We start from the raw sequence: 26,448 nt of genomic DNA, 5'->3' as shown, positions 1-26,448 counted from the left end.
ATGCTCACTAGCAGACGCCTAGCAGCTGCTCACTCCTCATCTGCGCTGCCCAGGGGAATCAGCTTGATCTGCTTGCGTCCCAGCTTGATCTCAAATTCATCGCCGGGTAGGAGGTCGAGCACGGCTGTGTAGGCCTTACCCACTAGCAGGTTGCCGTTGCCCTGAACAGTTGCGATATAGCTAAGGCTGCGGCCACCCTTGCCCCGGCCGGCGCTATCGGTGCCGAGGCTTACACCCTTGGCACCGAGCAGGGCCTCATAGAAGGCGGTGAAGTTGAGGCGCTCACTGCCATCTTTTTTGGTGCTCACATAGCCGCACTCACGCACGAGCTCGGACTTGGAGACATCGCCTAGCTCCTTGACCTTGGCGAGCAGTTCGGATCCGGTGAGCATGATGATATTTGCCTGGTCTTCAGAAGGTACCAAACTCAGATGCTGTGTCAATCCACTACATCAGTAGGCAAACCTTTGCTGCCACAGGCTTCTACAAAAACCAATAATGCTGCTACGCGATATGGCAAACGATGACTGTCAGCGGAGTGCTTCGCAGGCTTCTCCATCGCCATTTCCATCTAGATAGCTGTGCCCTTGCCGCAGCAACTGCTGGGCCTTGGCGTAAGAGCCGATCTCTGAGCAGCGGTAGCGGCGTCCGTCGTGAGTGGTGCCATCAGGGATGGCCGCTGAACGCCGTCCGCGGCGGAAGTCCCATGGGCGGGTGATGCCGCCCTCTACCTGCCAGACGCCAAAACGCCGCCGGCTGGCTCGGTATTCCGCGTCCAGATACTCCTTGGCATCGCAGCCGCTCAGGTACTGCCGATACGCGAATGCCTGACCGTCCTCCACCAGCGCCAGGTTGATGTTGACGTCCGAGATCACCTCGGCAACCGAACGGCCATAGCGATCGGTGGTCTTGACCTCGAGGCTCACCTCGCGCCCGACAGGGAGCCGCTGCTGCAGGTAGCTGCGAGCCTGCTGCCCGTGGGGGCTCTGGGCGGTCTCCGGGGCATCGATGCAGGCCAGCCGTACGGTCACCGCGCGGCCGGCCTGACGCACCCTGATCGTGTCGCCATCGCCGATCGAGAGCACGGTGGCCTTGATGCCCTGAGCTAGTCCGCCCGCTGGCCAGGCCATGGCAGCCAATGCCACCACACCCAGCAGAAACTTTCTAGCCATTGCCGGAGTTTGCACCGGCAGCCTTTTCATGCTGTTCCTGCATGACCTGGATGTAGCTGGCTGATCTGCGCCAATCTGTATCTATGACTCCAAGGACGATGGTCCGCAATCTGCTGCTGCTTGCCTGCGCGATTGCAGCTTTGGCGGCAGGAAGTGCCCTAGCCCAGCAGCCGGTGCAACCCCTGCCCAAGGTGGGAGGCTGTCCGCTCGGCTACTACAGCTCTGGCGGCTACTGCGTGCCCAGCTCCGGGGGCAACACCCGCGGCGCCATCGAGAAAAGTGGTGCTGGCTGCCCGCTGGGTTTTTATTCCTCTGGCAACTACTGCCTCAGCAGCCCCAGTAACGAGCGCGAGGCGATTCAGAAGACCGGCAAGTCCTGCCCGCTGGGCTGGTATTTCTCAGGCAACTACTGCGCCAAGAGCCGCTGAGCCATGGGTTTCCGCTTTCGCCGCTCCACCCGCCTGGGCCCGCTGCGCTTCAACTTCAGCAAGGGCGGGCTCAGCTCGATCACCGTTGGCGGGCGGGGCGCCTCGTTCAACATCCCCGTCGCCCGCAGCGGTGGTGCGCGCACCACGGTGGGCTTGCCCGGCACCGGTCTGAGCTGGAGCGTGGAACATGCGCCGGATCGTCCAGCCGTGATCCCTGCGGGGAGAGCGGAAGGGCTGCCCAACAGCCGCCGGCTGCGGCCCGGTCAGCTTGATGCCCTTAAGCAGCAGTTGTTGGAAGTGCTGCGGCAGGAGCTGTTTGCACCCAGCTCCACTGGGGAGCAGCTGTGGGAGCACGGCCTGGTGAGCCGCCTGCTTGCTGCTGGCTCCTTAGCTGCACGAACCGCTGGTCTGCTGGCTCTGATCGAAACGCCGGAGGCGATGGAGGGCTACCTGCTGAGAGCCCAGGGGCAGGACGATGCCAAACGCCGCGCCCAGCGCTGTATCGAGGCGGTGCAGGAAGCCTCTCGTCTGGCGACGGCCAGGGGCTGGTTGTGCTGACTGCTCAGGCCAGGCGCTCTTCTGAGAGCTGGCGGAAGGCATCGTTCAACAACACCACCTCGGAGAACGACTGCTCGAGGTCAGAGAAGCGCTGGGGGTCAAACAGCTGATCGAGATCGAAGTTGAGAATCGGCCGGATGCTGGCCGGAACGCTGAGGAAGTCATTGAGCTTGCGCAGCATCTCGGCAGCGCTGGCGTGGGCCTGCTGCAGCTTGTACTCCTCCGCCTCAAAGGCAGTCAGCGCCTGCTGCAACTGGGGAATCGCCGATTCGAGCAATTCATTGCCCTCGGCTTTCTCCAGTGTTTCCACCAGCGCTGACGTCAGCCCCGCCAGCTTGGTGAGAGCATCGGCGGTCCAATGGCGCTCCTTGAGGCAAGCCATGGCAGCGCGCACCGCCTTGGCCTCCACCGAGAGGTCATCGAGCAGGCTGATCCCAGCGCTCTGCAGCCAGGTGGTAACACCGCTGGCGGCCCGCAACCGGCTGCGGTCCACCGGCGGGCTGATGCTGGTGGAGATAACGCTGGAATGGCGTTCGTTGCTATCTGAGTCAACCGTGCGGCACACCACATTGATCCTGGGGGTGTAGAGATCGCCGGCCACGTTGAGAGAGTCGATTGCCCCAAACCGCTGTTGAACCATGCAGGGGTCATGGCGAAAACGTTGTTCCACCTGTTGCATGAGCAGCTTGAGCTGTTGCTGGTTGTAGAGCAGAGCGGTATAGACCACCGCTGAGATGGCTGCCACCAGCACAGCCGCAATCAGAAAGAAATGCCAGTAGGCCAGCACAAAACCCAGGCCAAGCAAAGCCAGCAGGCCACCGCAACCGATACCGCAACCATTGTTCTGCTGGGCCATGGCTGCCTATAACCAACCACCAGCTTGGCCTGCTGGGCAATGACCACCAGAGAGCTATCGCAGGAAAGCCCGGAGGGAGGGAAAGAAGGGTGGCGGTAATGGCTGGGCTGGCGAACGACACAGCCGTCGCGCCTTGGCAGCTCAAGGGCACGCAGCGACTCGCGACAGCCCTTGCGGGGCGCGCAAGCCGGGGCAGACCGTGTGGCGTGATCGCCAGCGCCATGGGCTCACAAACCATCCAATGGATAGCCGCTAGCTAAAGACTTGGCCTGCCTGACGTACTGCGCCAAGTGGACCGATTTATGCAGTCGCCGCATAAAAACGACGAGGCAGATAGGCAGGCCCAGGCCCTCGCCGCACCCGCGAGGACGCTTCCTCAATTGTCACATTATCCCAAAGATAGTCTAATGAGAGCATTTTAAGCCCCCTTGCGCTGCAAGGGATCTCGGGGATTGGCGATATTTCGAGATACACGGGCCCGTAGTGCGCAGCCCTGAAAAACTCGTTTGCACGCCATCACAACGCGCGAGTCTATGCACAAACACCAAAATTTAGCAACATTTCGCAACCCTACGCCCGCTGGCACTGTCGCTGGTGTTAGTCACGCGTTGCACACCCCACCGGTGCTGCCAAACTGATTTGACACCCGACAGGGACTGGCTTCGCTCGGTCTTCCGGGCAGGGAGCCCTGGGTCTTTCCAAAAGGAAAGGCCCAGGGGCTTCTACCTCCCTGAGCCTCCCCTTGAAGGGTGCTCCCTAACAAGAGCTGCTTAATGGTGACTCATCAGAAGCCGGACGGCGAGTCCGGCGTACACAACTTGTCAGTGGCTCATGGCGCCTTGACGGTTCCCGCAACGAGCTTGACGCCTTCCGTGGCTTGTTCGGGGGGCAGCTCCTGCTCTTCTGAGCAGCGCTTGGTCGCTTCAGTAATGGGGTGGCGGTGATGCCTGCGCCCCAGCCAGAACGCTATCTGCTGAACAGGGTCGAGGCATACGGGGTCTCCGCAACGGGTGACCCCTTTGCCGACGTATTGCTGATCCATCCACAGGGCGGCACCTGCAAGGCCAAGGCCTTCAGCAGATGCTTCGGCGATCTAAATGAGCTGCATGCCTACGAAGGTGCTGAGGTGAGCGTGCAGTTGTCACCCACAGGTCTTCAGCTTGGGCCCATTGCAGAGCAGGCCACGCCAGGTCTGGAGCCGTCTGCCGTTTCCGGCCATCACCACGGCTGGGCATCAGAAGGTTCCGTGATGGATTCAGAGTCACCCTTCTTCCCGCCCGAGCCGGTCGCCGAAGAATCCGCCCTCAGTCAGGGCTGCAGCACAACTCGAACGGTGCAGGAGGTCGCCACAACTGTGGCCAACTTGGCTCGGGATCTGAACCTGCCCACCGTCATCTGGTTACACCTACCTGGTCGACAGGAGCATCATTCCCTGAGCTGCACCGTTGCTCCACGGCGCACAACCACCCCCCATTCCAGACACTTCGCGCCCTGACGCGACCAAGACCACTCCGGGCTATGTAGCCACCACCTGCTGGTGTTGCACCAGGTAGGACTCGATCCAGTCGTGATGCTGCTTCTGCAGGATCCGATCGGCGATTGATGTGGCCTCCTCCGGCACCTGAAACCGCTTGCGGAAGGCTTTGGTGAACCCCTCCAGCACCGGCCGGGGCAGACCGCGCAAGATGGCGAGGATCTGGCGGGTGGTGGCCGGGTCGAGGGGTGTCAGGCTTGGGTCGTTGGTGGGGGTAGGAGCTGCTAGCGAGGGGCGGCGATGGATTAATCGCGTGCCGTTGCTGGCGCTGGTCGGGGGAGGAGTGCTGCTTTCCCCTGCCGAGCTGGTGACCTCTCGCTGCTGCTTGTCGTAAAGCGCCAGCCCGAAGGGATTGCCAAAGGTCATCAGGGCGCGCTTCATGGCATCGGTTTCGGCCTCCTTGAGGGCCGATTCATGGGCCTGGCCCAGGTCCACATCGATGCCATGGCCAGCCCCACTGCCTTCTCGGATCAGGGCCGGCTGGCCGGCGGTGCTGATGCTGATGCGTACGCGGGCGGTGTAGGTGACACCCCAGCCAGGGCGGTTGTCGCGGCCGATGGTGCGTTCGCTCTGGTTGACGCAGCGGAGGGCGACGGTTTCGCGCTGCCAGCCGTCAAAGCCAAAGATGCGGTTGGCTTCTGCGATCGCTTGCCAGCCTTCTAGGTAAGAAACTTTGGTGCGGCCCTGCTCGCGCTGCTTGACCTTGGCGCGATCGAGCGGTGCTGATAGAGCAGCGATCTGCTCAGGGGAGAAAACGATGGTGTTCATGGACATGCTCCGGGTGAAAAGGTGTGGAGATTGGGATTGAGGGATACGGGCCCGCTCCTGCAGCGGGCCATATCGAGGAGGCCTCTGCCCCCCTCCGGTCAGTGGATGCGCCAGGAGCGGCGAGAGAGCAGCTGAGCGCCATTGATCTGGCGGCCGGCTTTGAGGGCTTCCTTGATGGCGTTCTTGTCGGGCTTGCTTGTGGTGGAGAAGGTGAGCCACTCGGGATCGAGGGCCTGCTCGTCGTCGATCACCACGGCCTGGGACTTGCGGCTGCTGAGCTCGTGATCGGGGAAGGAGAAGCGTGTCGCCGCTGGCTGCAGCTGGGTGAGGACAAAGATCAGCGATTCCTCCAGGGCATCAGCCCTGCCGGCATCAGAGCGGGCCAAATCGGCGAGCCGCTTGGCCTGCTGACTCCGGTAAGTGGCCTGACCGCGCAGGTGCTCAATCACCCAGCAGGTGGCATCGGCCTTAGCGGCGAGAGCCTGCTTATTGCCTTCTTCTGCCAGTAGGGCTGCCTCCAGCTCGGCCAGGGCCAGTGCCCGCTGCTCGGGATCATCAGCTTCCAGTTGCTCGGCTAGCTGGCCGATAGCGGTGGTGAGCTCCTGGGCCTCGCTGCCCAGCTGCCAAAGGGAACCGGAACGCTGCAGCGAGCAGGCAGGGCCTGCAGCGGTAGGAGCAGCTAGCGGTGTAAAGGCAGCGCCGGGGATAGGAGTGAGAACAGCCATGGCACGAATGAGGAGAAAGGGGAATTGGGGAAAAGGGGGCAATGCCCAGGTCAGGTATCAAGGGAGGGTGGGGGCGTGGCTGATCTGCGCCACAGAGAGCGGCACTGGCGCACGGGCTGCCAAACGGCGGGCTTCTCTCACCAGCGAGGCGGTGCCAGCGCCACCGGGGAACGCCACCACCAGCACCGAGACCGGTGCAGCAGCGGAGCCGAGGGCCTCGGCCCGGCTAATTGCCAGCTCGAGTAGCTCCCGATTGCGGATTGGCCCGGCAGCGCGGCCATGGCGGTGCCAATCGGCGGGGAGCACCTCAACCGACCAGCCCAGCTGAAAAGCGGCGCGACCGATGGTGCGATCAGCGCCGCGGGCCCCGCCATGGAGCAGCCCATGCACGAGTTGACCGCTGGTGCGGGCCAGCAGGACAGCAGCGATCTGCGCAGGCAACCAGAGCAGATCGCGGCCACCGCCGGCCACGATCACTAAAGAACGGGATGGGGCTATTGCAGGGCTAGATGAGAGATAAAGATCCATGAATCAGCTGCCAGAGGTGACAACTAATCGGGGCAACACACCGCAAATAAAAGAGCGGCTGTGCTGGCGAGATCAGGGGATTGGATTACCGCAGGCGATGGGCTTGGGGCCTTTGGCGCAGCCCTTATTCTAGCAGTACAAGTGCACTTATGAGACGGCAGAGCCGCTGCGGAGCAATGGATCTATGTAAAACCTGGCCATGCTCGGAGGGATCTGCAATTGATAAGCAGGCCCACCAGATTTAGCTCTTAATACCCAACCTGCCGCGCAGCTGCGCGAGGAGACTTGGAACCTTCCCCTTCCCCATCAACGCGGGCGAATGCCCGGCCACCGCAGCCGCGGGGAAGTGGCCCTGCCTTCCACCCCCAAATCACCGGCCCCAGAGCGGAGGGCGGCGGCGGCTGGCCGATGCAGGCCACGGCCCAGCCGTGGCACGCTGAAGGACGGCCGCTGCCGAACGGAGCTCTTCGGTGTCTGCAGAGCCTTGCGGCGTGGCCGCTACCAAGTCAGAGCCCATGAAGCAGAACAATCAGAGCCGATCGGTGCTCCTGGCACCCAGCGTGGATGTGGGCTTCTGCTCGAACCTTGATTTGGTCCGCGCCCAATTAAAGGCAGCTCCCTTTCCCTTGAATAAGAGGCCCTGGCCACGAAGCCCTCATCGCTCAGCCCGCGGCATCGGAACTGCATGATCCCAACCCTTGAATACCGTCAATCGAGCAGCTGCCTACGAAGCAGCTGCTCGATCCCAGGACTTTCTTGAGAAGCTCCAGAGGGCGCGAAACCCCCAAACCTTCTCACAAACCTTCTCACACCCAAGGCACTAGAGCCACAGACGCCAACCATCGCAGTGATTTTTGGGGATCACACGCTGAGCCTTCTAAGCAGCCGGTCGTTGGTTCGAATCCAACAGGGGGCGTTTCGATCAGCTGCGGGGACGCAGCACCAGCCAAATCACCAGCAGCAGGCCAGTGATGCTAACGGCAGTGAAAATCCAATCTGCGTAAGGAGTCCAGGGCATTGGGCAAGCCTGCCAGAGCCTCAGCGCTCCACCAGAGACCAGAAGCTCCAGCGGCCGCCAAAGGTCTCCCGAATGCGACCAACGAAGCTCTCGTGGCGCTCCACGGCCTGCCAGTCGTCGATGCGGGCGGCCAGCAGCTCACAGCTGCCCAGGTGCTCGGCGGCGTGCCGGTAGCGCTTGGTGCGGCCCGTCGACAGGGCAAAAAGCAACATCGCCCGCAGCAGCACAGTGGCGGCCAGCGGCTGCTCAGCGCTGAGCCGCTCAGCCGCTGGGGCAAGGATTTCGAAGGACTCACCATCCCAGTCGGTCCCATGGGCGAGCACTAGGCGCCCAGCCCGCGCTACCGCGGGCCAGCGCACAAGGAAGTCGAGGGCCAGCAGCCGCATGGGATGGTCCTCTGCCACCGCAAAGGCCCGCTCCTCCACCTCTACGTCCTCGAAGGCAGCAAGCCGTTTGAGGTGGTCGCGCAAATGGCAAGCCGAGAGGGTTTTGGCAAAACAAGCCCAACGCAACTGCTGGGCCTCGTCGTTGCGGCCCAGGGCCTCAAACACGGCGATGCGGGTGTCGTGCCACTCGGGGGAATGCCAGGTAGCAGCAGCACTGGCGGCGCCATCCAGCACGGCCAGGGCCTGGTGGCTGCGGCCCGCCTGCAGCAAATGGCCTGCCACATCCGCGGCGGTAGGGGGCCAGGCCAATTGCTTGGCATCAAACTGGGCCACATAGCCATCCACATCACCCAGGCATTCAGCGATCTGCAGCAGGGCTGGGTGACCAGCGCAGGCACCCCGGTCGCGGCAGCCTTGCTCGAGAAGTCGCAGGCCCGGATCGCCAAGGGCATCAGCCACCGCCGGGATCAAGTCGTCAAATTGGCCGTAGCCGTTTTCAAACACCAGCTCCAGCAGCTGCTCAGCCAGCGCTTCGGCGGGCATGGCGGCCGCGCTGGCCAGCGGCCCGAGGTCAAGCACGGCCCTCTGAAACAGGCCAATCACGATGCCCGTGCTGTCGGAGCAGCGATCGAGCACACCATCTGCCAGCTCGAGAAAACGCAGCAGCAACTCCAGAGCCAGCGGCGGATCCACTGCCGCCACCGGTCCAGCGATGGCCTGGTGCTGGGCCTCCAGATCAACCACCAAGGCTTTGCGCTTGCGCGAATCGACATAGGTGGTGGCGCGGGCCAGGGCTGCCAAGCGCTTGCGCACCTCCTGGGCCGCTCCGCCGGCACCCTCAGCCGCAGCTAGCGCCAGCCGCAAACGGCGCTGCATCACCGCACTACCAGCGCTCACCTCAATCAGCAATTCGGCGAGGACGGCCGCGCCTAGGCCTTCGAGGTTTTTGGCATTGAGGGTGCGCTTGGCAGCCATTGCTCCTTAAAGGGCTGGTCGCTTGGGGCAGCACTTGGGTGCTCGAACCCGTCTAACACCACCAAGCCTGGAGCGGCGCCAGCGAGGCTCTCCAAACGCAAACGAAGTTCCGCCAGCAACTGCAGCACTTGGGGAGCACGCTCGTATTGCCTTGGCACTAGGAGGGCATCGCCAACCTCTAAAGGCAGCTCTAGAGGCAGCACCCTGCAGGAATCGTCACTTAGAAGCAAGGAGAGGGGAGTGGCGAAACCAACAATGAGATCTTCAGAATTAACCTGCTGAGATTCCGAAGAATTTCGAATCGGTTTAGGGGTTGTGCCGCCATTCCACAAGCCACAGGCTTCCAGAACAGCCTGAAATCTAGGAAAGGCGCCATCAGGCATGGGCATACAGGGATAGGCAGCCACATCAGCAAACGTCACCTGCTCACCAAGCTCCAGCAACGGGTGAGATTGATCGACCACCAGCCAAATCGGCATTCGGCTCAAGCCAATGCAGGCAATGGTGGGGTCAGTGGCAGCTGGCACATCGGGGTAGGAAGCAACCCAGGCGTCAATCACACCTTCCCTCAGCAGCTGCAGCGGCTTTTCGTATTCATGAAAGTGAAAACATCCAGCAATCCAACCTGCTGGAACCGGCTCACAGAGCAAGGGGCCCGACCAATGCTGCCCCTCCAGACGCAAAGGCCCGCCACGGGTCCACCGCACAGCCTGGTGAACGCGGCGCTCAAGATTTAGGAGTGTCGTATCACCATCGAGCTGCCACTCGGAGCCTCGCCTGGCCAGGGAGAGGCCAAAAACATTGGCGCACCTGCGACTCAAGCGACTCACGCTGGACTGACCGATCTGAAGCCTGGCCTCCACCTGATGGCCAGTGCGCAGCCAAATCAGACCGTCTAGGGCAGCCAGCCAATCGAGCTCGACCACCACCTACCCCCCCCCCAAAAAAAAACAAGCTCAACCAATTCTAACGCAAAAAAGAAAAACACCAGATCGAAAGTAGTAAATCATACAAAATCTTTCAGTTTCCGCATAATTAATTATTTGCGGCCTCCTTCTGCAGCCGGCGGCAACTCAGCGTGTCAGCGATTGCACCAACCACAAACTTATAAAAACTAGTAATTGTCGAGCAGCTGAATATCGCCGTGTCGCTCAGCTAAACCAGCGAGACGGGAAAGCAGCAAAGCCTGCAAGGAAAGCAAACGAGGATGATCAATAAAATCTCGGCGACATACAAGCACCTCCCCAGAGGCAAATGGCAACTCCAGGGGCAGCTGGACTAAATCACCCCCAGAAACTTCCATGCTGAGCGAAGTGGCATAGCCGATAGTGAGCTCCGCCTCCGTTTTGCCCTCCCAATTTTCGCGCTTTTAGCGAAACATTCGCACATGATCGTTCCAGAAGCCGAGCTTCTTTAAGCAAGCCTCAACCCTGGGATAGGAGCCTGGCGGCAAACCAAGGGTTGGATATTGGGCAATATCATCAAAAGATAGCTGGGCTTGATTAATCAAAGGATGACCCGGCCTAACAACAAAAAATACCGGCATCTTCGACAGGGCAATCGAAGTCAGCTCGGGGTCATCGGCAGGGGGGCAATCAGGCAAGCCGGTGAGGCAGACATCAACAATCCTCTCCCTAACTAGCTGAAAATTTCGCGGCACTCCAACAATATTGGCAAGGCCAAGAATCCAATTGTCCGGCACAGGAGTACACAACAAGGGGCCTGACCAATAGGTCGCCTCCAGGCGCAGGGGCCTACGCCCCTGCCACCTCGCCACTTGATGAACGCAGCGCTCAAGCGCCAAGATCGTCGCATCGCCAACGGTGTTCCACTCGCCCTCTATGCGCTGGAGATCAAGACCAAAAAGATCCAGACATTTCCGCGATTGCCTGCTGACGGTGGCCTGACTTAGGCCGAAGCGCTTAGAGACCTCTTCACTCGTACGCAGCCACTGCAGGGCATCGAGCGCCGTAAGCGCATCAAGATCAACCAATTCCGCGAAAACTGACAATCGAATTTAAGCCAGATCTGAGCCATGAAAGGCTTTACCGACTCTGATGCCCAGTAGCAAAATGCCTACTAGCGAAATTCCCAGTGGCGAACAGGCGCTGGCACTTGAGCGGCTCAGCCGTCGCCAGGGCTCCGCGATTACGGCAGAGCAGCTGTGTGGCCGCTGGCGGCTCCAGCTGCTCTGGGGCAAGGGCAAGGCCCAACCCAACCCCGCCACGGCAGCCCTGCTGCGGGGCCTGCAGGCAAGTCTGAGCATCGCCACTCCGGATGCCCCTTCTCTGGAAAGGGGTGATCTCAAGGTGGTGAACAGCGTTCAGCTCGGGGCGTTGCAGCTGCGCTTCAGCGGCAGCGGCAATCTGCGGGGCCGCAGGCCGTTATTGGAGTTTTGGTTTGACCAACTGGAATTGCGGCTCGGTCGCCAAAGCCTCTGGCGCCAAGCGATCAGCCGGCAGCCGGAGCCACGCCGGCGCCCATTTTTCGCCCTGATCGCTCGCTCCGGCGCCGCCAATAACGGCTGGCTGCTCGCCAGGGGGCGGGGCGGCGGATTAGCCCTGTGGGTTCTCGATCCCCAGCTGGAAAAAGCAAGCGACGCCTAGAGGCAAGCGCTCAACTCCCGCTGCAGCAAGGCGAACAAATAATCGGGCTCGCGGTATTGAGTCGGCAGGCAATTGTGCAGGATCTCCAGCCGCTGCCAGCAAACGGTGCGGCGCACCTTGGCGATCGTCTTACCCTCGCGAATCAACAGGCGCATGGCCTTGCAATAAAGCGGATAGTTCGCTTCCAATTCACCAATGGTGAGACCTGGTGCGGGGAGGGATGTGGTCATGGCACTCCGGCTGGGCGGCCGCAAAGAACCCGATCGGGCCTAGCTCGAGTGTGCGCTTCTGGACAGGATTACCGAGCCCCCCATACGGGGACAATCTGTAATGCGTTAGAGCTGCACCATGCCGCAACGCATGCCCTTGAGCACGGCCTGCAACCTGTTAGTGACGTCGAGGGTCTTAAGCAGTCGCTTGGTGTAGGTCTTGGCAGTTTCCTCGCTCACCACCAGTCGCTCAGCAATCTCCCGATCGGTGAGGCCGCTGGCCAGCAGATCCAGCACTTCGTATTCGCGCTTAGTGAGCCGCGGGCAGCTCAGGTAGGGCAGGGTGCCGGAACGCAGCGAGGGGCTGCGGTAGGAGTGCTGCCCCATCACCGCCAGCACCGCTGCCTGGAGGGGCCGCTGATCGCCGATGAAATCGGCTTCCGCCACTACGGCCTCCAGCCAGGAAGCCTCAACGTATTGGGCCGGAATCACATCCCCCAGGGCCAGCACTACCACCCGCAAGCCCTGATGGGCACTGCGCGCCTTGCGGGTGAGCTCGAAGCCATTGCCGTCCTCCAGGTAGTCGGTGCAGATCAGCAGCTCGTAGGGCTCCCGCGCCAGGTAGGCCAGGCAGGTGGCCTCATCGGTCACGGCACAGCCGATGCGGGTACGGTCTTGAAAGCTCTCGCACACTGATCGCAACAGAAAGCGACCCTTCATGGCGATCGCCACCTTGCCGCTGATCGCAATCGACAACAGCACCTGGTCGAGGGTGGTGCCCTCCAGGCTGCTCAGAAAAGGGGTGAGATCCATCGACCCACAACTCTTGGCAGGGGCGTCTAATTACCCTAAGACCCCTGGCGGGTTCAGCAAATGCGGGGCAGCAGCTCGCCGCTGAGGGGCAGCAGCAGGCGCTCGGTACCAAAAGAGGTGGTGAGCAGCACCCGCGCTCCCTTGCTGGCTGGCCGCACGCTGGCTATCCAGGCTCCGCCACTGGCCGCCAGCAGGGTCTGGGCCTGATCGCGGGCCTGGGGCGGCACCACCACCAAAAAGCGACCCTCATTGGCCAGGTGCAAGGGCTCAAAGCCCAGCAGCTCACAGGTGCGCGCCACAGGCTCCAGCACCGGCAGGCGTGCCTCTTCAATCGCCAGCTCCACCGCGGCCGCCTCCGCTAGCTCATGCAGGGCACTGGCCAGGCCGCCGCGGGTGAGGTCGCGCAGGCAGTGAATGCGAACCCCGGCCTCCAGCAGGGCCCGCACTTGGGGCCAGAGCGGCGCGCAGTCGCTGAGCACGGGCGGCACTAGGGCCAAGCCATGGCGGGCGGCCAGGATGGCCACGCCATGGCGGCCCAGGTCGCCGCTCAGCAGCAGCTGATCGCCCGGGCGAATCGCCGTGGGGTGGATCAGCGTCGGCGCCTGCACCGCCCCGATGCCACTGGTGGTGATGAATATGCCGTCGGCCTTGCCCCGTTCCACCACCTTCGTGTCGCCGGTAACGATCGTGAGCTCGCAGGCTCGGGCCGCAGCAGCCATCGAGGCCACCAGGCGCCGCAGCAGCGGCAGCGGCAAGCCCTCCTCCAGCAGCAGCGCCACACTCAGATGCAGGGGCCGGGCGCCCGCCATCGCTAAATCATTGGCGGTGCCGATCACCGCCAGGCTGCCGATATCCCCACCGGGAAATTCCAGCGGCTGCACCACGTAGCCGTCGGTGCTGAAAGCGAGCGGGCCGGGCGGCAATTCGAGTCGGGCCGCATCGTGCAGCACCTGGGCCGGATCGGCGTAGAGGGCCCGCAGCTCCTGGTTGATCAGCTGCTGCATCAGGGTGCCGCCGCCGCCATGGGCCAGCTGGATGCAGTCGCTCATGGGGCCGGCCGCCGGTAGCGGTGATAAGCGGCGCAGGCCCCTTCGCTCGACACCATCGGTGCCCCCAGCGGCCGCTCCGGGGTGCAGGCCGCCCCGCCGTCAGCCGCACCCCAGTCCCCTGCCCCCTGCCACTGCAACTGGGGCCCACAGGTGGGGCAGCCGATCGTTTCGGCGTGGAAGCGGCGATCTGTGGGGTCGTCAAACTCCCGCTGGCACTGAGCACACAGCGGAAAGCCCGCCAGGCTGGTGTGGGCGCGGGCGTAGGGCTCGGCGCTGGCGATCGAATAGCGCGGCCCGCACTGGCTGCAGCTGATGAACGGGTAGCGGTAGCGGCGGTTGGCGGGGTCCTGGAGCTCCGCCAGACAGGTGGGACAGGGGGCCAGATCGGCGACGAGAGACGGGGCAAGCAGGCCAGGCGGCGCCGGAACGAGGGGCGGGAGCCACTTGGGCGCCAGTGGCTCAAGAGCGCCGGGGGGCTGCAACGCCTGGGGCAACCGCCGCACCAGCAGCTCCAGCAACCGGCGCTCCCCCTGCAACTCGAGCCTTACGGCGCCAGCGACGTTCTCCACCACGCCCACCAGCTCCAGCTCGGCGGCCAGGCGGTGCACCAGGGGCCGAAAACCCACCCCCTGCACCACGCCGCGGCACCACAGGCGCAGCCGGGCCGCGCTCATCGCGCCAGGGCGTTGATCAGGGCGTCGAGGCCGGCGCCGCTGCGGGCCGAGGTTTCCAGCACGCGGGCGTGGGGGGCGACCCGGGCGATGGCGGCGTGGGCGGCGGCGCGATCAAAGCCCACCACCTCGGCCAGGTCGATCTTGGTGATCAGCACCAGATCGGCGCCGTGGAAGATCGGCGCGTATTTGAGCGGCTTGTCTTCTCCCTCGGTGGTGGAGAGCAGCACCACCCGCAGGCTCTCGCCGAGGTCGTAGGCGCCGGGACACACCAGGTTGCCGACGTTCTCGATCACCAGCAGTTCAAGCTGCTCAAGGCTGGTGCCCTGGTGCTGGAGGCGATGCAGACCCTCAGCCACCATTGGCGCCTCCAGGTGGCAGGCCTGGCCGGTGGTGATCTGCACCGCCGTAAGCCCGGCAGCCTGCAGGCGGCGGGAGTCGTTGTCGGTGGCCAGATCGCCCACGATCACTGCCAAGCCGGTGGGATCGAGGCGCTGGGCCAGGGCTTCGAGCAGGGCGGTTTTGCCCGAGCCGGGCGAGGAGAGCAGATTCACCACCGTGACGCCTGCGGCTTCGAAGCGCTGGCGCAGGCCGGCGGCCTGGGCATCGTTGCGCTGCAGCAGGGCCGTGTGCAGGGGTAGCTGGCGGGTTGGTTATGGGAGCGGCTGAGGCGCCGGCTGTCCGCAGGAGCAGTCGCTGCACATGTCGGTAATCGGCAGAGGCCAGTTCCAGGCTAGGCACCACGTGAACCCTTCCGGAATGAGGGTCATGGGGCTCCGTGCCTGCAAGGTTCAGAGCACCACGAGTGCAGACGGTGATCAGGTCATCTGAATGCGAATCAGGCTGTCCCACAGTCGCGTTGGCAGGATCCGGCTGGCGATCACTGAGGCCGACTGGTGACCGCAGAGGTAACGAGCTGATGGGCTGGGGTCGGTGAGGGCTCGCTCGATTGTTAGTGCCACCTCTAGCGGCTGGGAGGCACCCCGGTAGACCGCATCCCAGCTCTTGCGAACGGCACGCATCATGTTGCCGTAGGTGCTGCAAGACAAAGCCCCCTCGATCGAGGGGGCAGCCACATTGGCAAAGTCGGTAGCTATCACGCCCGGCTCAACCACCACCACGTTGACGCCAAAGGCCTTGAGCTCGAGTCGCAAGGCATCACTCAGGGCCTCCAGCGCAAACTTGCTGGCCCCATACCACCCCGATCCGGGTGAAACCCAGCGACCGGCAATAGAGGAGATATTGACGATGCGACCACGACCTCGCTCGCGCATGGCAGGTAACAACTGCTGGGTGAGCCCCATCAGCCCAAAGACGTTGACTTCGAAAATCGCCCGGGCTCGATCCAGGGGCAATGTCTCGAGCGGACCCACTTCACCGAAGCCGGCGTTATTGACCAGCGCATCGAGCGCACCCACCTTGGCGGTGAGCTGCTCAGCGAGCTCGCGGCGTGAGTGCTCATCGCTGAGATCCAACGCCATCACCTCGGCACCCAAGGCTGCCAAGGGCTCCATTGCTTCCAGCCGCCGAGCAGCGGCAAACACACGCCAGCCGCGCTCTAGCAAAAGGCGGGCTGTCTCCGCACCAATTCCGCTGGAGGCTCCGGTTACAAGAACGGTTGGGGCTGGCATTACAAGCTCTGAATTGGATTCATCAGGCAAAAATTCCGATGAAACGAACTACCAGCAATCTAATTGCTCCGCCAATTGGGCTTGTTACTTGGTGCTGTCATCCAACTTGGCATCGATGAGGTTTGAAGCTGAAAAAATGCCAATGCTGCTTTCAGCTGAGCTCCAGCGAGGTCAGCTCCAACTCGCGGCCTTGCAGCAGCCGGCGGCTGAAGCTACCGCAGCGGAAACAAAGACAATCGCCCTGTTCGCTATCAAAGCCCTGCTGACAGGACTCACAAAAAAAGCTGGCGATCACAACCTCAATGCGCAGCTCGGCGCCCGATGCGATCGTGCCGGCCATCAACACCGTGTGCGCGAAGCGCAACGCCTCCGGTTCCACACCGGCCAGGCTGCCGATGCGCAGGCTGATCGCGCACAGCCTCCATCAGACTGAGTTCATGCATGGCGCAGCAGGGTCAGGGCCTGCGTGGGGGCGCGGGCGCACGGGGGCACGGGGGCACGGGGGCGCAGCTTGACTACCAAAACTCCAGCGTGAAAGTCTGCCTCAATTCATCAACCATACGTGTCCGCGCTTATATCTTGAGGCCCAGCTCCCTGGCAATACTGGGGCGGCGATCCACCAACTCCTTAGCCGCTTCAGAGATGATCAAGATCATCTCAAGGTCTTGAGTGGCATGGATAGCCACAGGATTGGGCCGATGACCTGAACCATCGAGAGCCGAGGCATCAGCATTAGCCGCGATAATGGAATAAAGAACCATTAGCCTTGTAGCAGGCAAAATCTACAATTTTTACAAGCCCCTTTGCTTTTGTATTAATAGCCGCATTGGCGATATCTGCGATGCTTAATATCGCAACAGGGCCCAGTCACCAGACCCATGCCAAAGCCAACCTCCTTCTCAATCGAGCAAATAATTACACCGCTTTCGGGGGCCTACCAGGAATAAGTGATTGCAGTCCAATAGATCATAATGTTTTTGACAGGCGAGGAGGGAGCTGATCTTTGCAATAGCTATTAATGGAATTTAACCAGACCCCTGGAATTAACTAGGCAGCAAGCTCACAACTCCAGTGCCAATATCACAATAGGAACTATGTATAGCCAGCTTCCCTTCTGCTTCTGCGAATTTCAGCACATCGCTGCGTCTGGTGAGCTCGGTTGCTGAATGGCGAGCGTTGGCCTGAACAGCTTTGCTCAGATCATCACCACTTTGAAGACTTGCCTTGATCGGTGCCACTAGCTGCTCGAGCAAGGGCGTCAGCGGTGCCGTGTCCATGGCCGCCTTAACCGCGCCACAGCCACTGTGACCCATAACCAGTATCAATGGAGTACCGAGAACGGACACGGCATATTCCAAGGAAGCAATGGCCTCATCAAAAGCTGTGTTTCCTGCAGATCGCACTTCGAAGAGCTCACCGGAACCACAGGCAAACAACCAGCTGGGATCTACCCGGGAATCCGCACAAGACAATGTGGCCGCAAACGGCTTCTGCCCCTGGGCAAGCGCCGCAGGATCAATCTGACATTCGTTTTGCCAGATCCTGTTGAGCACCTGCATGCGCTCGACCGGTGTGGCGATGTCACTGGCCGCTGCCCAAGCCTTGGCGAAGCGCCCATTGCCGCTCATCAGGCGATCCAAAGCATCCTTTGGGGTGCACACCTGAAGGCTGGCCAGCAACTGGGCATCGATCGGATCGGAGGCCCAGGCACGCTGGGCCCCGATCATGGACCAGGCTGCCGTTGCCACACTGAACGCCGTGCCCGCCAGGAGATCGCGCCGGTTCATCCCCATAAGACCTGGCCAGCTGCTGGCACGTTAATCAACACCCCTCAGACAACACTAAAAGCGCAAATAAAGCAGGAAAAAATTTAGGAAGCTGAGCCCACCAGGCCATCTTTCCGTATTGAAGAAAACAAATTAAGGAGCCACTTCCACTCCAAAGAGCGCAGGTATGGGGCTCAGCTCATGCATGGCGCCTCAGCCAGCCCTGCATGAGCGCCTGGGCACGAGGCAGGGCTGCCTGGATCTCAACCGACAGAGTGTTGCCGTGCTCAAAAGCATGGGCCTGGAGGAGGAGCAGGCAGGCTGCAGGAGGTGCTGCTCCATGGCAAACCAAAAGAGGGGGGAGGCGAGCTCCTAATTGTTGGCGGCGATGACCTGATCCGCAGCAAGGCGTTGCTTAGCCAGGACCTAGTTAATCCTGCGAGCAGCTTCCGCAGCCCCTCCAGCAGCGACCATTTGCGCCGCCAGCGCCTGGGCTGCGGCCCGATAGGACGGGTCGGTGAGCACCTCCTGCACCGCAGCACGAATAGCGGTGGGCTGGGGGTGAGCCGTGCCGAGATCCAAGGAATCTCCGGTGCGTCGGAGACGAGCACATACCTCCGGCTTGTCCTCGCCGGCACCGGCCGTCACTAAGGGGCACCCCGAAGCTCAAGGCGGCCTGCACGCCCCGATAGCCGCCGTTGGCGATCATCAGGGCCACCTTGATTAGCAGGAACCCGTAAGGGATATAACCAGCCGCTCGCACGTTCGCAGGCAACGCGCCAAGCGCCTCAATGGATCCATCTGGCCGGCCGGTGGAGACCACCAGCTCAATACGCAGCGGCGTCTGGCCCGCCGCGTGGGTGGAGCAGGAGAGGCAGGGGTCAAAGCAGCGGATTCGGCCTGCAGCCGGTTGAGTAGGGACTCAGGAATTTCGGCGCCCTCGGCCAGCGGTGCCTCGCTCCACCCCGTGCTGGGCCACCAAGCTTTGCCGCAGGCCCACCTCCAGCCGCTCCGCCCCCCGCACAAAGCAGGAGGTACCACGACACACCACACAACGGTGCAATGGCGGAGGAACAAGCCGAAACAGGTGATAAAAACTGGCCACCCCCATCACATCGCTAAGGGGTCGCTGCATGGCAACCGCCAGCTGCTGCAGCTCAGCTCGCGGCAGATAGCCATGCCGCTGCTGCACAACATGCAGGCGTTCGATCAGCGAGGCATCCAGGGCATGGCAGCCGGGGCGATCAGGTGTCGTTGCCACCAAGGTCGTCCTCAAAGCCCTGATCGGGATCAAACTCGCTCCAGCCGGGGCTGGCGTCGTTAAAGAGTCCATAACGGGCCGCCTCGTCATCCATCTGGGTATTGCCGGTGGGACGGGTGTCGCAGCTGATGCCGCCATCGGCGGTGGGCTGGCAGTTGTCAAACTCCACCCCAGCCCGGCCTGGCTGCCCCACGAGCAAACCAGTGCTGATGACCCCCACTGCAAGGGCTGATCGAAATATCAGAGCCATGGGAAATATCCGTGCCATGGGGATCGTCAACCAGAACGGCTTACTGGGATGATGGCTCCGGTTTGGCCTCTGAGCGATGTACACGGACTGGACTGCCGTGATTTTGCTGCTGTTAACTGCGGCGCCCCTAGCCGTGGTGGTGGCTACCGCAGCCTTCTTCATTTGGCGGAAGAAGAAGCAGAAAGGCTGACCTGAAGCCCGGCCCGTCCTTGAAGAAGGGCGCCGACGGTGGTAGCACCAATGGCCTGCAGCACCTTGCCCTGCCCTAAGCAATCAAGGCAGGTGCGGTAGCGCTGATCGTCCAGCCGCAGCATGCCGCTGCCTCCGCATTGCTGACAGCGGCAGGAATTTGCGTGGCTTGCCCGCTGCAGGGGCCCATCGGAGTAGGTCATCGAAATGTCCCCATTCGAGGACTTAGAGCTATCCACCAGTGTGATCTGCTTTTCCCCACTTGATCCCGAAACCTTCCTTAAGCCTGGGCGCCCCGGAGCACTTGGTCCAGCCGCTCTGAGCTGAGTTGCTGCAGTAATTCAGCGGCTGAAAGGCGGCTGCCAGCTGGCACCAAAGCCGCACTGGCAGCTAGCTGGCCCACCACTGCCGCTGCGTCCATGCCGAGCTGGTGGTAGCCCGCTAGCCCCTCGGCGCCCTCTCGCTTGCTGAGCCTCCGCCCGCCCCCATCGCACCAGAGCGGCACATGGCCGTAGCGGGGCGGGGGCGCGCCCAGGGCCGCCATCACTGCCACCTGGGCACCCGTGGCTCCCCAGAGATCGTCACCGCGCACCACATCGCTAATTCCCAAAACCAGCTCATCCACCGCTGTTGCCAGGTGGTACGCGAGGTAACCATCAGCCCGGCGCAACACCACATCACCAACAGCAGCTGGCCCATCGAGCTCCCCAGGAGCGCCATAGCTCTCCAGCCAATGCAGGCTCCCGGGCTCCAGCCGCAAGCGCCAGCTGGGCAGTCGCCCCTGCCCCGGCCCCCAGCCGCCACTGGCTGCCCGGCAGGTGCCCGGATACACAGCAGCAGCGCCGTGGGGTGCGGAGATATCAGCCAGCAGGCGACGACTGCAGCGGCAGGGATAGAGCAAGCCATGGCGCCGCAGGGCTGACAGGGCCGTGGCGTAGAGCCCGCGCCGCTCGCTCTGACGCAGCACCGGGCCGTCCCAATTGAGGCCCAGCCAGGCCAGATCGGTCAGGATCGAAGTCTCAGCACCGGCCCGATTGCGGGGCGTGTCGAGGTCGTCGAGGCGCAGCAACCAGGCGCCCCCCCGCAGCCGGGCGTGCAACCAACTCAGCAGGGCCGTGCGCAGGTTGCCGCGGTGCAGAGCGCCGGTGGGGGATGGGGCGAAACGGCCGCGATACCCCAGCTGGCGCTGGGCCAGACCGGCCTCAACCAGGGCCTGCAGGTGGGATGGCAGCGGCGCAGCAGCCAGCAGGGGGAAGCATCAGTGAGGGGCCCACTTTGCCCTGGGCACAAAAAAAGCGGCCCCTAGGGGCCGCCGTGGCAGGAATTACTTGCAACCAGATCAGCCCTGGACGCGGTCTTTGAACATCTTGCCGGCGGTGAAGGCAGGCACCCGCTTGGCGGGGATCTTGATCTTCTCGCCGGTCTTGGGGTTCAGACCCTGGCGGGCAGAGCGCTCACGGGGCTCAAAGGAGCCGAAGCCCAGGATTGACACCTTCTTGCCTTCTACGACCGAGTCGATGATGGTTTCGATGGCGGCGTCGACGACTTGGGAGACGTCGGTCTTGGTGAGCTCGGTGCGGGCGGCAACGAGGTTGACGAGATCAGCTTTGTTCATGGGAATAGGAAGCCTCGGGGGTGGCGGTCGTGTTGCGACGAAAGGTGGCGAGTCGGAAAACCCCGACCGGCCCTGAGATGAGCGCGCCAATGGTATGGGGCTCTGGCCGCTGCTGCAACACAGAAGTGCTCCGGCGCAACGGTTTTCGTGACAATTTCCCCACATGGGGGGTCCAAGGAGGCTCCAAATGGCTCAAAAGACGAGCCCAGACAGCAGCTCCGCACCCCCATTGACGAGTTTGTCGCCGCGCAGGGCACCAAGCCCACCACCACTGGCGATCCAGTCGGGAGAGCCGGCCGGCAACCAGCTGCGCAGCCGCTCCAAACTGGCCAGCTGGCGGGGCCAATGGAAGGTGCGCGCCGTGCGCAAGGGCGCCAAAGCCGCTGGTCCGGTTGGCAACAGCAATCGCCCACAAAACAGGCCATCGACTGCTCCAGCACGCACCAGCAGCACGCAGGAGCCCGGCGTGGGCCCTGGGGTCCAGAGCAGTTGGACCCCAGGCGCCAGGGTCAGCTGCTCGCCAAAGCTGGTGCACCCCTGCACACCCGGCAGCAGGTAGGCCTCCTGCTCCTGCACCAGCACAGACCAGCCCAGGGCCTCCTGCCAGCGCCGGCAGCGGCCGTGGCCCTCGCGGCTAGTGAGCACAAGCCTGCCTGGCCCCACCAGCTCAGTGCGCTGGCGCAACATGGCCAAATTTGCCTCAGTGAATCCCGGACAATCCACCAGCAGATCTCCGCCACCTCCATAAGCAGCGGCCTCCAGCAGCCAGCTGCTTCCCCCCTGGCTATCGCGGCTGGGGGCGAACAGCCACAGACCAGGGCGCACCTGCTGGGGCGGCCGGCCGGATTCGGGGGGTTGGGTCAACTGGGTCAACTTGTTTATGCAGCGGGAGCGGGCAAAAACAGGGCAAGGAGTGGAGCGCGATCCGTCCGGAGACGGGCACCTCAGGCGACTGCCTGCTGCCCCGGCCAAGATTCGCGCCTAGCGTCACCGCAGCAGGCTCGGCCCCTTGACGGTCCAATTCAACAGTCCTGAGCTAGCTCCACCCCCGAATCACCACCAAGGGATTCACATCGGCCACCCCTGGCCGCTGGGGGCAAGCCTCACCAGCCGGGGTGTCAACTTTTCGGTGGTGGCCCCTCTGGCCACCCGGATTGAGCTGCTGCTGTTCGCCGACGGTGAGGCGAGCGAGCCAGCTCGGGTGGTGGAACTGGACCAGCGGCACCGCTCTGCTGATCACTGGCATGTGGAGGTGGAGGGTCTGGGCCTGGGCAGCTGTTACGGCTACCGGGCATTTGGGCCGCTGCAGCCGGGTGGCCATGGCTTTAATCCGTCCAAGGTGCTGCTCGACCCTTGCGCCCGAGCGATCGCCGGCTGGCAGAGCTATCAGCGTGGCGGCGCCGTTGGGGCGGCACCCAACACCGGCCACTGCCTCAAGGGAGTGGTAACTGAGCGCGACCGCTTTGATTTCAGCCACGCCCCCCGGCCGCGCCACAGCTGGCAGAAGAGCGTCATCTATGAACTGCACGTGGGTGGCTTCACCCAGGGACCGGGCTGTCCTGTGCCAGCGCAGCTGCACGGCAGCTTGCTTGGGCTGATTCCCACCATTCCCTACCTGAAGGATCTGGGCATCACCACCATCGAGCTGCTGCCGGTGATGGCCTTCGATCCCAACGACGCCCCGGCCGGACGCCACAACTATTGGGGCTACAGCCCCTTGAGCTGGATGGCGCCCCATCCCGACTATCTGGTGGGCGATGACCCGCTCAGCGCCCGCGACCAGGTGCGTCAACTGGTGACCGCCTGCCACCGGGCCGGCATCGAAGTACTACTGGATGTGGTCTACAACCACACCACTGAGGGCAATCAGGATGGGCCCACCCTCAGCTGGCGCGGATTCTGCGACCGCCTCTACTACCAACAGAGCGCCAAAGGCGATTACCAAGATGTGAGCGGCTGCGGCAACACCATTGCGGCCAATCGGCCGCTGGTACGGCGGCTGATCCTGGAATCGCTGCGCTGCTGGGCCACGGAGCTGGGAATTGATGGCTTCCGCTTCGACCTGGGCATCGCCCTCAGCCGCGGCGACAACCTGGCCCCCTTAGACGCGCCGCCCCTATTTGAGGAGATGGAAGCCGATCCAGATCTCGGCGACCTGAAACTGATCAGCGAACCCTGGGATTGCGGCGGCCTCTATCGCCTCGCCGACTTCCCAGCCCGCCGGGTGGCCACCTGGAATGGCCGCTTCCGCGACGACCTGCGTCGCTTTTGGAAGGGTGATGAAAAAACCTGCTGGACCATGGCCCAGCGCCTGAGCGGCAGCCCAGACCTTTTCACCAACACACCGGTGCATCCGGGTCAGTGCATCACCTTCTTGACCGCCCACGACGGCTTCACCATGGCCGATCTGGTGAGCTTCAACGGCAAGCACAACCTGGCCAACGGTGAGGACAACCGCGACGGCGATAATCACAACAACACCTGGAACCACGGTGTAGAGGGCCCCAGCTCCGATCCAGCCATCACGGCCCTGCGCGAGCGCCAGCTGCGCAATCTGCTCACAAGCCTGCTACTCGCACCGGGAGTGCCGATGCTGTTGATGGGTGATGAGGTGCGCCGCAGCCAGGGCGGCAACAACAACACCTGGTGCCAGGACAACCCCCTCGGCTGGATGCACTGGCAACCCGATACGGGCGACCTGGCCCTGCGGCTGTTTCTGCAACGCCTGCTGCAATTACGGGCCCATCTGGCCGGGCTGTTCAACCCCGAGCTGCCCCTTGATGACAAACCCCAGCGGCGCAGCGGCGATCGGGGCCACCTCTGGCGCCAGTGGCACGGTGTCGAATTAGCCAGCCCGGACTGGGCGAGCTGGTCCCACACCCTGGCCTGGAGCCTCAATGACAGTCACCAGGGGCCCTTGGTTTGGTGCGGCATGAACGCCTCCAGCAAAGCGATGCACTTTGAGCTGCCCAGCTGCCGCCAGGGCTGGCTACGGGTAATTGACACGGCCCTACCCCCCGGCGAAGACCTGCCTTCCAAGCCTGAGGCCTGGCTGCCCACCGGCGCACCCCTGCAAAGCCGCAGCCTGATGCTGCTGGTGGCTGCCCCCCTGCTGGAAGGCCGAAAGCTTTAAAGAGCGGGCGGCGGGATGAAGACCTAGAAGGCCAAACAACTGACTCAGCGGGAGAAGAAGATGCTCTAGCCGCAGGGCTGGTCCACACCGTGGCGCAAACCACCAAGCCCGTGCAACCGCTGCTGCTCACCGGAGGCAGTGAATGCTTGCCTACAACGGTGCCGCCAAAGATGCAGTCCGTCGGTGAATCACGAAACTGACGAACATCAACGCCAGGTACAAAAATCCCAGCGTGCGATGGCTAAGCAGAATTGCAAGGAACGTCATCAGCGAGAGCAGCAGGGCAATCCATGGGAAGAAGGGATAGCAAGGGGTAAGGAATGGACGCGGCAGAGATGGCTCCTTTACCCTGAGAACCAACAGGGAAATCATCGCTAAAAAGTATAAAGTTAGCGCTCCAAAAACCGAGAGCAGGATCAAATCGCTTGTACGTCCAGACGCAAGAGCCAGCAAGCCAATGGCGCAGTTGAGCTTGAGGGCATTGGCAGGTGTTTGTTGGCGCGGATCAAGCTTGGCAAGAAATGCAGGTGCATGGCGCATACGTCCGAACTCAAGTGTGGATCGACCCGAGGCCAAGATCAGCCCGTGAAAGGACCCAACCAAGCCAAACAATCCGGCCACATAAAGCAATTGGTAGAGGGGATGGTGGGTGCCCATCACCTTGGCAAGGGCCATGGGAATAGGAGAATCCGAAACACTGCCATCAAGCTTGAACACAATTGTCTGCCAGCCATCCACCCCTGTAGCCCCAATGAACGTCAGGAGGGCCAATACGGCCAGAGTGAGAAACGCTGCGATAAAAGCTTTTGGCAATGTGCGCTGCGGATTCACTGTTTCTTCTGCCATATTCGCAATGGCCTCGACCCCCAGAAAGCACCACACTGCGAATGGAATGGCAGCCACTGCCCCCTGCCAGCCATGGGGCAGGGCATCTGTTGTCAGGTTTTCCAGCTGCAGGTGCGGCAGTGAAACAATACAAAAAATAATTAGCGATGCCACTGCAACCGCAGTTATAACAAGCTCAGCCATAGCGGCAGCCTTGACCCCACGGATATTTAACCAAGTAAATAAGACATAGGCAGCAAAAGCAATGGACAGAAGGGGTAATCTTGGGGCAAACAGATGAAGGTAGTCACCGATGGCAAAGGCGATCGCTGGTGGTGCAAAAATAAACTCCACATTTTGAGCCATACCGGCGCAAAAACCCCAGCTCCTGCCGAGGGCGCGGTCGGCGTAGGACATGACTCCGCCCGCCCGCGGGATCGCGCAGGACAGCTCGGCATAGCTCAAGGTGAAGGTTAGGTAGAGAAGCGACACCACCACCAGGGCCAGGCCAAGCCCCAATGTGCCCCCCCTGGCCAACCCCAGATTCCAGCCGAAAAACAACCCAGCGAAGGCACAGCCAACCCCCATCGCCCACAGCATCAAGGGCGTGATCGAGCGGTTGAGCTCGGCCATGGAGCAAGGGTCGAAGACGTCCCAACTATGGGGTCCACCTGAACCTTTGTAGAGGCAAGTCGACTTGAGGCCTCCCGATTCTTCCGCCAGCGTCAGAGATCGGTTAAAGCAGAACTTGTGCAGCAGCGAGTTCGACTATGGCGGCCATCCTCGCCTTCGGAGCCCATCCCGATGACATTGAGTTCGGCTGCGGCGGCACCTTGCGCAAGCTAATTGAGAAGGGTTGGAGTGCTGTCCATGTGTGCGTGACCTCAGGAGAAGCGGGCAGCAGCACGATCGATCGGGCAACGCTGGCCGCCACCCGTGAGCAGGAAGCACTTCGGGCGGCTGAGGTGCTGGGGTCCGAGCGTGTGCATTTCCTTCGCGCAGCTGATGGGCTGACGCACTACTCGCGGGATCACAAGATCGCCGTGATCAACCTCATCCGGGAGGTGCGGCCGGAGATCCTGTTTGTGCATTCGAGCAGTGACCAATTCCCGGATCACAAGTTGATCCATGAGCTGGTGATGAGCTCCGTGGCAGGAGCCGCCGGCCCCTGGTACCAGGAATCCATAGGCGAGCCGCACCTAGCCGGCACCATTCTTGGCTACGAGGTATGGCATCCCCTCAACACCTTTCAGCTCTCGGTGGACATCACCACCACCGTGGAGCGGAAGCTGGCCGCCCTCCGCTGCCATCAGTCTCAGATCGAGTCGACTCACTATGACGAAGCCTCCCTCGGGCTGGCCCGCTACCGCGGTGTTATGAGCTTCTCCAGCACCCACGCCGAGGTTTTCGAAGTGCTGCGAACCTCCCTGAACCTCCCTGAAGGGCTCGCCTGACACCGGCCGCTGATCACCCACAACCGAC

General features: G+C 62.5%; 30 protein-coding genes and 2 pseudogenes. 7 read left to right on the top strand and 25 right to left on the bottom strand.

From position 1 onward, the window contains the following. Window positions 1-29: 29 nt before the first annotated feature. Both KBY99_RS00345 and KBY99_RS00340 read right to left on the bottom strand, forming a co-directional pair. Window positions 30-392, bottom strand: a complete 363-nt coding sequence (locus tag KBY99_RS00345; protein ID WP_254996649.1) for an AbrB family transcriptional regulator — start codon at window positions 390-392, stop codon at window positions 30-32. A 138-nt stretch (window positions 393-530) separates the two neighbouring features. Continuing rightward, window positions 531-1,172: a thermonuclease family protein gene (locus KBY99_RS00340; RefSeq protein WP_254996647.1), complete on the bottom strand. Its 642-nt coding sequence runs from the start codon at window positions 1,170-1,172 to the stop codon at window positions 531-533. Window positions 1,173-1,270: 98 nt separating this feature from the next. Here KBY99_RS00340 and KBY99_RS00335 point away from each other — a divergent pair, with 98 nt between their 5' ends. Together KBY99_RS00335 and KBY99_RS00330 are read left to right on the top strand one after the other, a co-directional pair. Continuing rightward, complete coding sequence (locus KBY99_RS00335) at window positions 1,271-1,600, top strand: hypothetical protein (protein ID WP_254996644.1); 330 nt, start codon at window positions 1,271-1,273, stop codon at window positions 1,598-1,600. A 3-nt stretch (window positions 1,601-1,603) separates the two neighbouring features. Next, on the top strand, window positions 1,604-2,158 hold the full coding sequence (locus KBY99_RS00330; RefSeq protein ID WP_254996643.1) for a DUF4236 domain-containing protein: 555 nt from the start codon (window positions 1,604-1,606) through the stop codon (window positions 2,156-2,158). 4 nt (window positions 2,159-2,162) lie between these two features. On the opposite strand, the gene KBY99_RS00325 is transcribed toward KBY99_RS00330, so the two are convergent. Continuing rightward, window positions 2,163-3,014 carry a hypothetical protein gene (locus KBY99_RS00325; protein ID WP_254996642.1) on the bottom strand — a complete coding sequence of 284 codons (852 nt, stop codon included), beginning with the start codon at window positions 3,012-3,014 and terminating at the stop codon, window positions 2,163-2,165. A gap of 943 nt (window positions 3,015-3,957) precedes the next feature. On the opposite strand from KBY99_RS00325, the gene KBY99_RS00320 reads away from it, so the two are divergent. Next, entirely contained in the window at window positions 3,958-4,509 is a 552-nt protein-coding gene (locus tag KBY99_RS00320; RefSeq protein ID WP_254996641.1) for a hypothetical protein, read from the top strand. Between the two features lie 21 nt (window positions 4,510-4,530). Here the strand turns inward: KBY99_RS00320 and KBY99_RS00315 are convergent, their stop codons facing one another. The 6 genes from KBY99_RS00315 to KBY99_RS00290 all read right to left on the bottom strand — a co-directional run bounded on the left by KBY99_RS00315 (window position 4,531) and on the right by KBY99_RS00290 (window position 10,941). Continuing rightward, window positions 4,531-5,316: an RAD52 family DNA repair protein gene (locus KBY99_RS00315; RefSeq protein WP_254996640.1), complete on the bottom strand. Its 786-nt coding sequence runs from the start codon at window positions 5,314-5,316 to the stop codon at window positions 4,531-4,533. Window positions 5,317-5,414: 98 nt separating this feature from the next. After that, on the bottom strand, window positions 5,415-6,041 hold the full coding sequence (locus tag KBY99_RS00310; protein ID WP_254996639.1) for a siphovirus Gp157 family protein: 627 nt from the start codon (window positions 6,039-6,041) through the stop codon (window positions 5,415-5,417). 57 nt (window positions 6,042-6,098) lie between these two features. After that, window positions 6,099-6,569 (bottom strand): SLOG family protein, encoded by a 471-nt coding sequence (locus tag KBY99_RS00305; RefSeq protein WP_254996638.1) that lies wholly within the window; start codon window positions 6,567-6,569, stop codon window positions 6,099-6,101. A gap of 1,038 nt (window positions 6,570-7,607) precedes the next feature. Next, the gene (locus tag KBY99_RS00300) at window positions 7,608-8,948 is read right to left on the bottom strand and encodes a DUF6880 family protein (protein ID WP_254996637.1); all 1,341 of its coding nucleotides are present in this window, start codon (window positions 8,946-8,948) and stop codon (window positions 7,608-7,610) included. Continuing rightward, window positions 8,903-9,877, bottom strand: a complete 975-nt coding sequence (locus KBY99_RS00295; protein WP_254996636.1) for a hypothetical protein — start codon at window positions 9,875-9,877, stop codon at window positions 8,903-8,905. Before KBY99_RS00295 ends, KBY99_RS00300 begins: the two co-directional genes overlap by 46 nt. Before the next feature lie 440 nt (window positions 9,878-10,317). Continuing rightward, window positions 10,318-10,941 (bottom strand): LysR family transcriptional regulator substrate-binding protein, encoded by a 624-nt coding sequence (locus KBY99_RS00290; RefSeq protein ID WP_254996634.1) that lies wholly within the window; start codon window positions 10,939-10,941, stop codon window positions 10,318-10,320. 79 nt (window positions 10,942-11,020) lie between these two features. Between KBY99_RS00290 and KBY99_RS00285 the strand changes: the two genes are divergently transcribed. Beyond that, complete coding sequence (locus tag KBY99_RS00285; protein ID WP_254996633.1) at window positions 11,021-11,554, top strand: hypothetical protein; 534 nt, start codon at window positions 11,021-11,023, stop codon at window positions 11,552-11,554. On the opposite strand, the gene KBY99_RS00280 is transcribed toward KBY99_RS00285, so the two are convergent. The 9 genes and pseudogenes from KBY99_RS00280 to KBY99_RS00240 all read right to left on the bottom strand — a co-directional run bounded on the left by KBY99_RS00280 (window position 11,551) and on the right by KBY99_RS00240 (window position 17,714). After that, the gene (locus tag KBY99_RS00280; protein ID WP_254961008.1) at window positions 11,551-11,784 is read right to left on the bottom strand and encodes a DUF3136 domain-containing protein; all 234 of its coding nucleotides are present in this window, start codon (window positions 11,782-11,784) and stop codon (window positions 11,551-11,553) included. The two genes, KBY99_RS00285 and KBY99_RS00280, sit on opposite strands and share 4 nt — an antisense overlap. 105 nt (window positions 11,785-11,889) lie before the next feature. Further along, entirely contained in the window at window positions 11,890-12,576 is a 687-nt protein-coding gene (locus KBY99_RS00275; protein ID WP_254942124.1) for a response regulator transcription factor, read from the bottom strand. Between the two features lie 53 nt (window positions 12,577-12,629). Further along, the gene (gene hypE, locus KBY99_RS00270; protein WP_254996632.1) at window positions 12,630-13,625 is read right to left on the bottom strand and encodes a hydrogenase expression/formation protein HypE; all 996 of its coding nucleotides are present in this window, start codon (window positions 13,623-13,625) and stop codon (window positions 12,630-12,632) included. Further along, window positions 13,622-13,720: pseudogene (locus tag KBY99_RS00265) on the bottom strand (hypothetical protein); the annotation flags it as partial. The gene hypE and the pseudogene KBY99_RS00265, both read right to left, overlap by 4 nt. 45 nt (window positions 13,721-13,765) lie before the next feature. Then, window positions 13,766-14,299 (bottom strand): annotated as a pseudogene (locus KBY99_RS00260) (acylphosphatase); the annotation flags it as partial. Continuing rightward, the gene (gene hypB, locus KBY99_RS00255) at window positions 14,296-14,931 is read right to left on the bottom strand and encodes a hydrogenase nickel incorporation protein HypB (protein ID WP_254996941.1); all 636 of its coding nucleotides are present in this window, start codon (window positions 14,929-14,931) and stop codon (window positions 14,296-14,298) included. The pseudogene KBY99_RS00260 and the gene hypB, both read right to left, overlap by 4 nt. A 183-nt stretch (window positions 14,932-15,114) precedes the next feature. Next, window positions 15,115-15,927 (bottom strand): SDR family NAD(P)-dependent oxidoreductase, encoded by an 813-nt coding sequence (locus KBY99_RS00250; protein WP_254929941.1) that lies wholly within the window; start codon window positions 15,925-15,927, stop codon window positions 15,115-15,117. Window positions 15,928-16,078: 151 nt separating this feature from the next. Further along, a complete protein-coding gene (locus KBY99_RS00245; RefSeq protein WP_409996508.1) occupies window positions 16,079-16,330 on the bottom strand; it encodes a hydrogenase maturation nickel metallochaperone HypA in 252 nt (83 codons plus the stop codon). Between the two features lie 640 nt (window positions 16,331-16,970). Continuing rightward, complete coding sequence (locus KBY99_RS00240) at window positions 16,971-17,714, bottom strand: carbonic anhydrase (RefSeq protein ID WP_254929944.1); 744 nt, start codon at window positions 17,712-17,714, stop codon at window positions 16,971-16,973. A 309-nt stretch (window positions 17,715-18,023) separates the two neighbouring features. Here KBY99_RS00240 and KBY99_RS00235 point away from each other — a divergent pair, with 309 nt between their 5' ends. After that, complete coding sequence (locus KBY99_RS00235; protein ID WP_254929945.1) at window positions 18,024-18,344, top strand: hypothetical protein; 321 nt, start codon at window positions 18,024-18,026, stop codon at window positions 18,342-18,344. Window positions 18,345-18,615: 271 nt separating this feature from the next. Here KBY99_RS00235 and KBY99_RS00230 read toward each other — a convergent pair whose 3' ends face one another. The 6 genes from KBY99_RS00230 to KBY99_RS00205 form a co-directional block, all read right to left on the bottom strand. Beyond that, window positions 18,616-18,954 carry an NAD(P)H-dependent oxidoreductase subunit E gene (locus KBY99_RS00230; protein WP_254996628.1) on the bottom strand — a complete coding sequence of 113 codons (339 nt, stop codon included), beginning with the start codon at window positions 18,952-18,954 and terminating at the stop codon, window positions 18,616-18,618. Continuing rightward, window positions 18,938-19,204, bottom strand: a complete 267-nt coding sequence (locus tag KBY99_RS00225; RefSeq protein WP_241518144.1) for a hypothetical protein — start codon at window positions 19,202-19,204, stop codon at window positions 18,938-18,940. The genes KBY99_RS00230 and KBY99_RS00225 overlap by 17 nt, the downstream gene beginning before the upstream one ends. A gap of 158 nt (window positions 19,205-19,362) precedes the next feature. After that, window positions 19,363-19,518: a hypothetical protein gene (locus KBY99_RS00220; protein WP_254996627.1), complete on the bottom strand. Its 156-nt coding sequence runs from the start codon at window positions 19,516-19,518 to the stop codon at window positions 19,363-19,365. 155 nt (window positions 19,519-19,673) lie between these two features. Continuing rightward, window positions 19,674-20,642 carry a tRNA glutamyl-Q(34) synthetase GluQRS gene (gluQRS, locus tag KBY99_RS00215; RefSeq protein WP_409996507.1) on the bottom strand — a complete coding sequence of 323 codons (969 nt, stop codon included), beginning with the start codon at window positions 20,640-20,642 and terminating at the stop codon, window positions 19,674-19,676. 90 nt (window positions 20,643-20,732) lie between these two features. Further along, the gene (locus tag KBY99_RS00210) at window positions 20,733-21,008 is read right to left on the bottom strand and encodes an HU family DNA-binding protein (RefSeq protein WP_006911342.1); all 276 of its coding nucleotides are present in this window, start codon (window positions 21,006-21,008) and stop codon (window positions 20,733-20,735) included. 192 nt (window positions 21,009-21,200) lie between these two features. Further along, window positions 21,201-21,872, bottom strand: a complete 672-nt coding sequence (locus tag KBY99_RS00205) for an MBL fold metallo-hydrolase (RefSeq protein ID WP_254961003.1) — start codon at window positions 21,870-21,872, stop codon at window positions 21,201-21,203. Between the two features lie 202 nt (window positions 21,873-22,074). Between KBY99_RS00205 and KBY99_RS00200 the strand changes: the two genes are divergently transcribed. Further along, window positions 22,075-24,141 carry a glycogen debranching protein gene (locus tag KBY99_RS00200; RefSeq protein ID WP_254996938.1) on the top strand — a complete coding sequence of 689 codons (2,067 nt, stop codon included), beginning with the start codon at window positions 22,075-22,077 and terminating at the stop codon, window positions 24,139-24,141. 150 nt (window positions 24,142-24,291) lie between these two features. Here KBY99_RS00200 and KBY99_RS00195 read toward each other — a convergent pair whose 3' ends face one another. After that, window positions 24,292-25,599 carry an amino acid permease gene (locus KBY99_RS00195; RefSeq protein ID WP_254996626.1) on the bottom strand — a complete coding sequence of 436 codons (1,308 nt, stop codon included), beginning with the start codon at window positions 25,597-25,599 and terminating at the stop codon, window positions 24,292-24,294. A 137-nt stretch (window positions 25,600-25,736) separates the two neighbouring features. Here KBY99_RS00195 and KBY99_RS00190 point away from each other — a divergent pair, with 137 nt between their 5' ends. Then, window positions 25,737-26,420, top strand: a complete 684-nt coding sequence (locus KBY99_RS00190; protein ID WP_254996625.1) for a PIG-L deacetylase family protein — start codon at window positions 25,737-25,739, stop codon at window positions 26,418-26,420. Window positions 26,421-26,448: the final 28 nt, after the last annotated feature.

It is taken from the genome of Cyanobium sp. Maggiore-St4-Cus (assembly GCF_024345615.1).
In the GTDB taxonomy this organism is placed as follows: domain Bacteria; phylum Cyanobacteriota; class Cyanobacteriia; order PCC-6307; family Cyanobiaceae; genus Cyanobium_A; species Cyanobium_A usitatum.
This window is presented reverse-complemented; position numbering and strand designations above follow the sequence as displayed.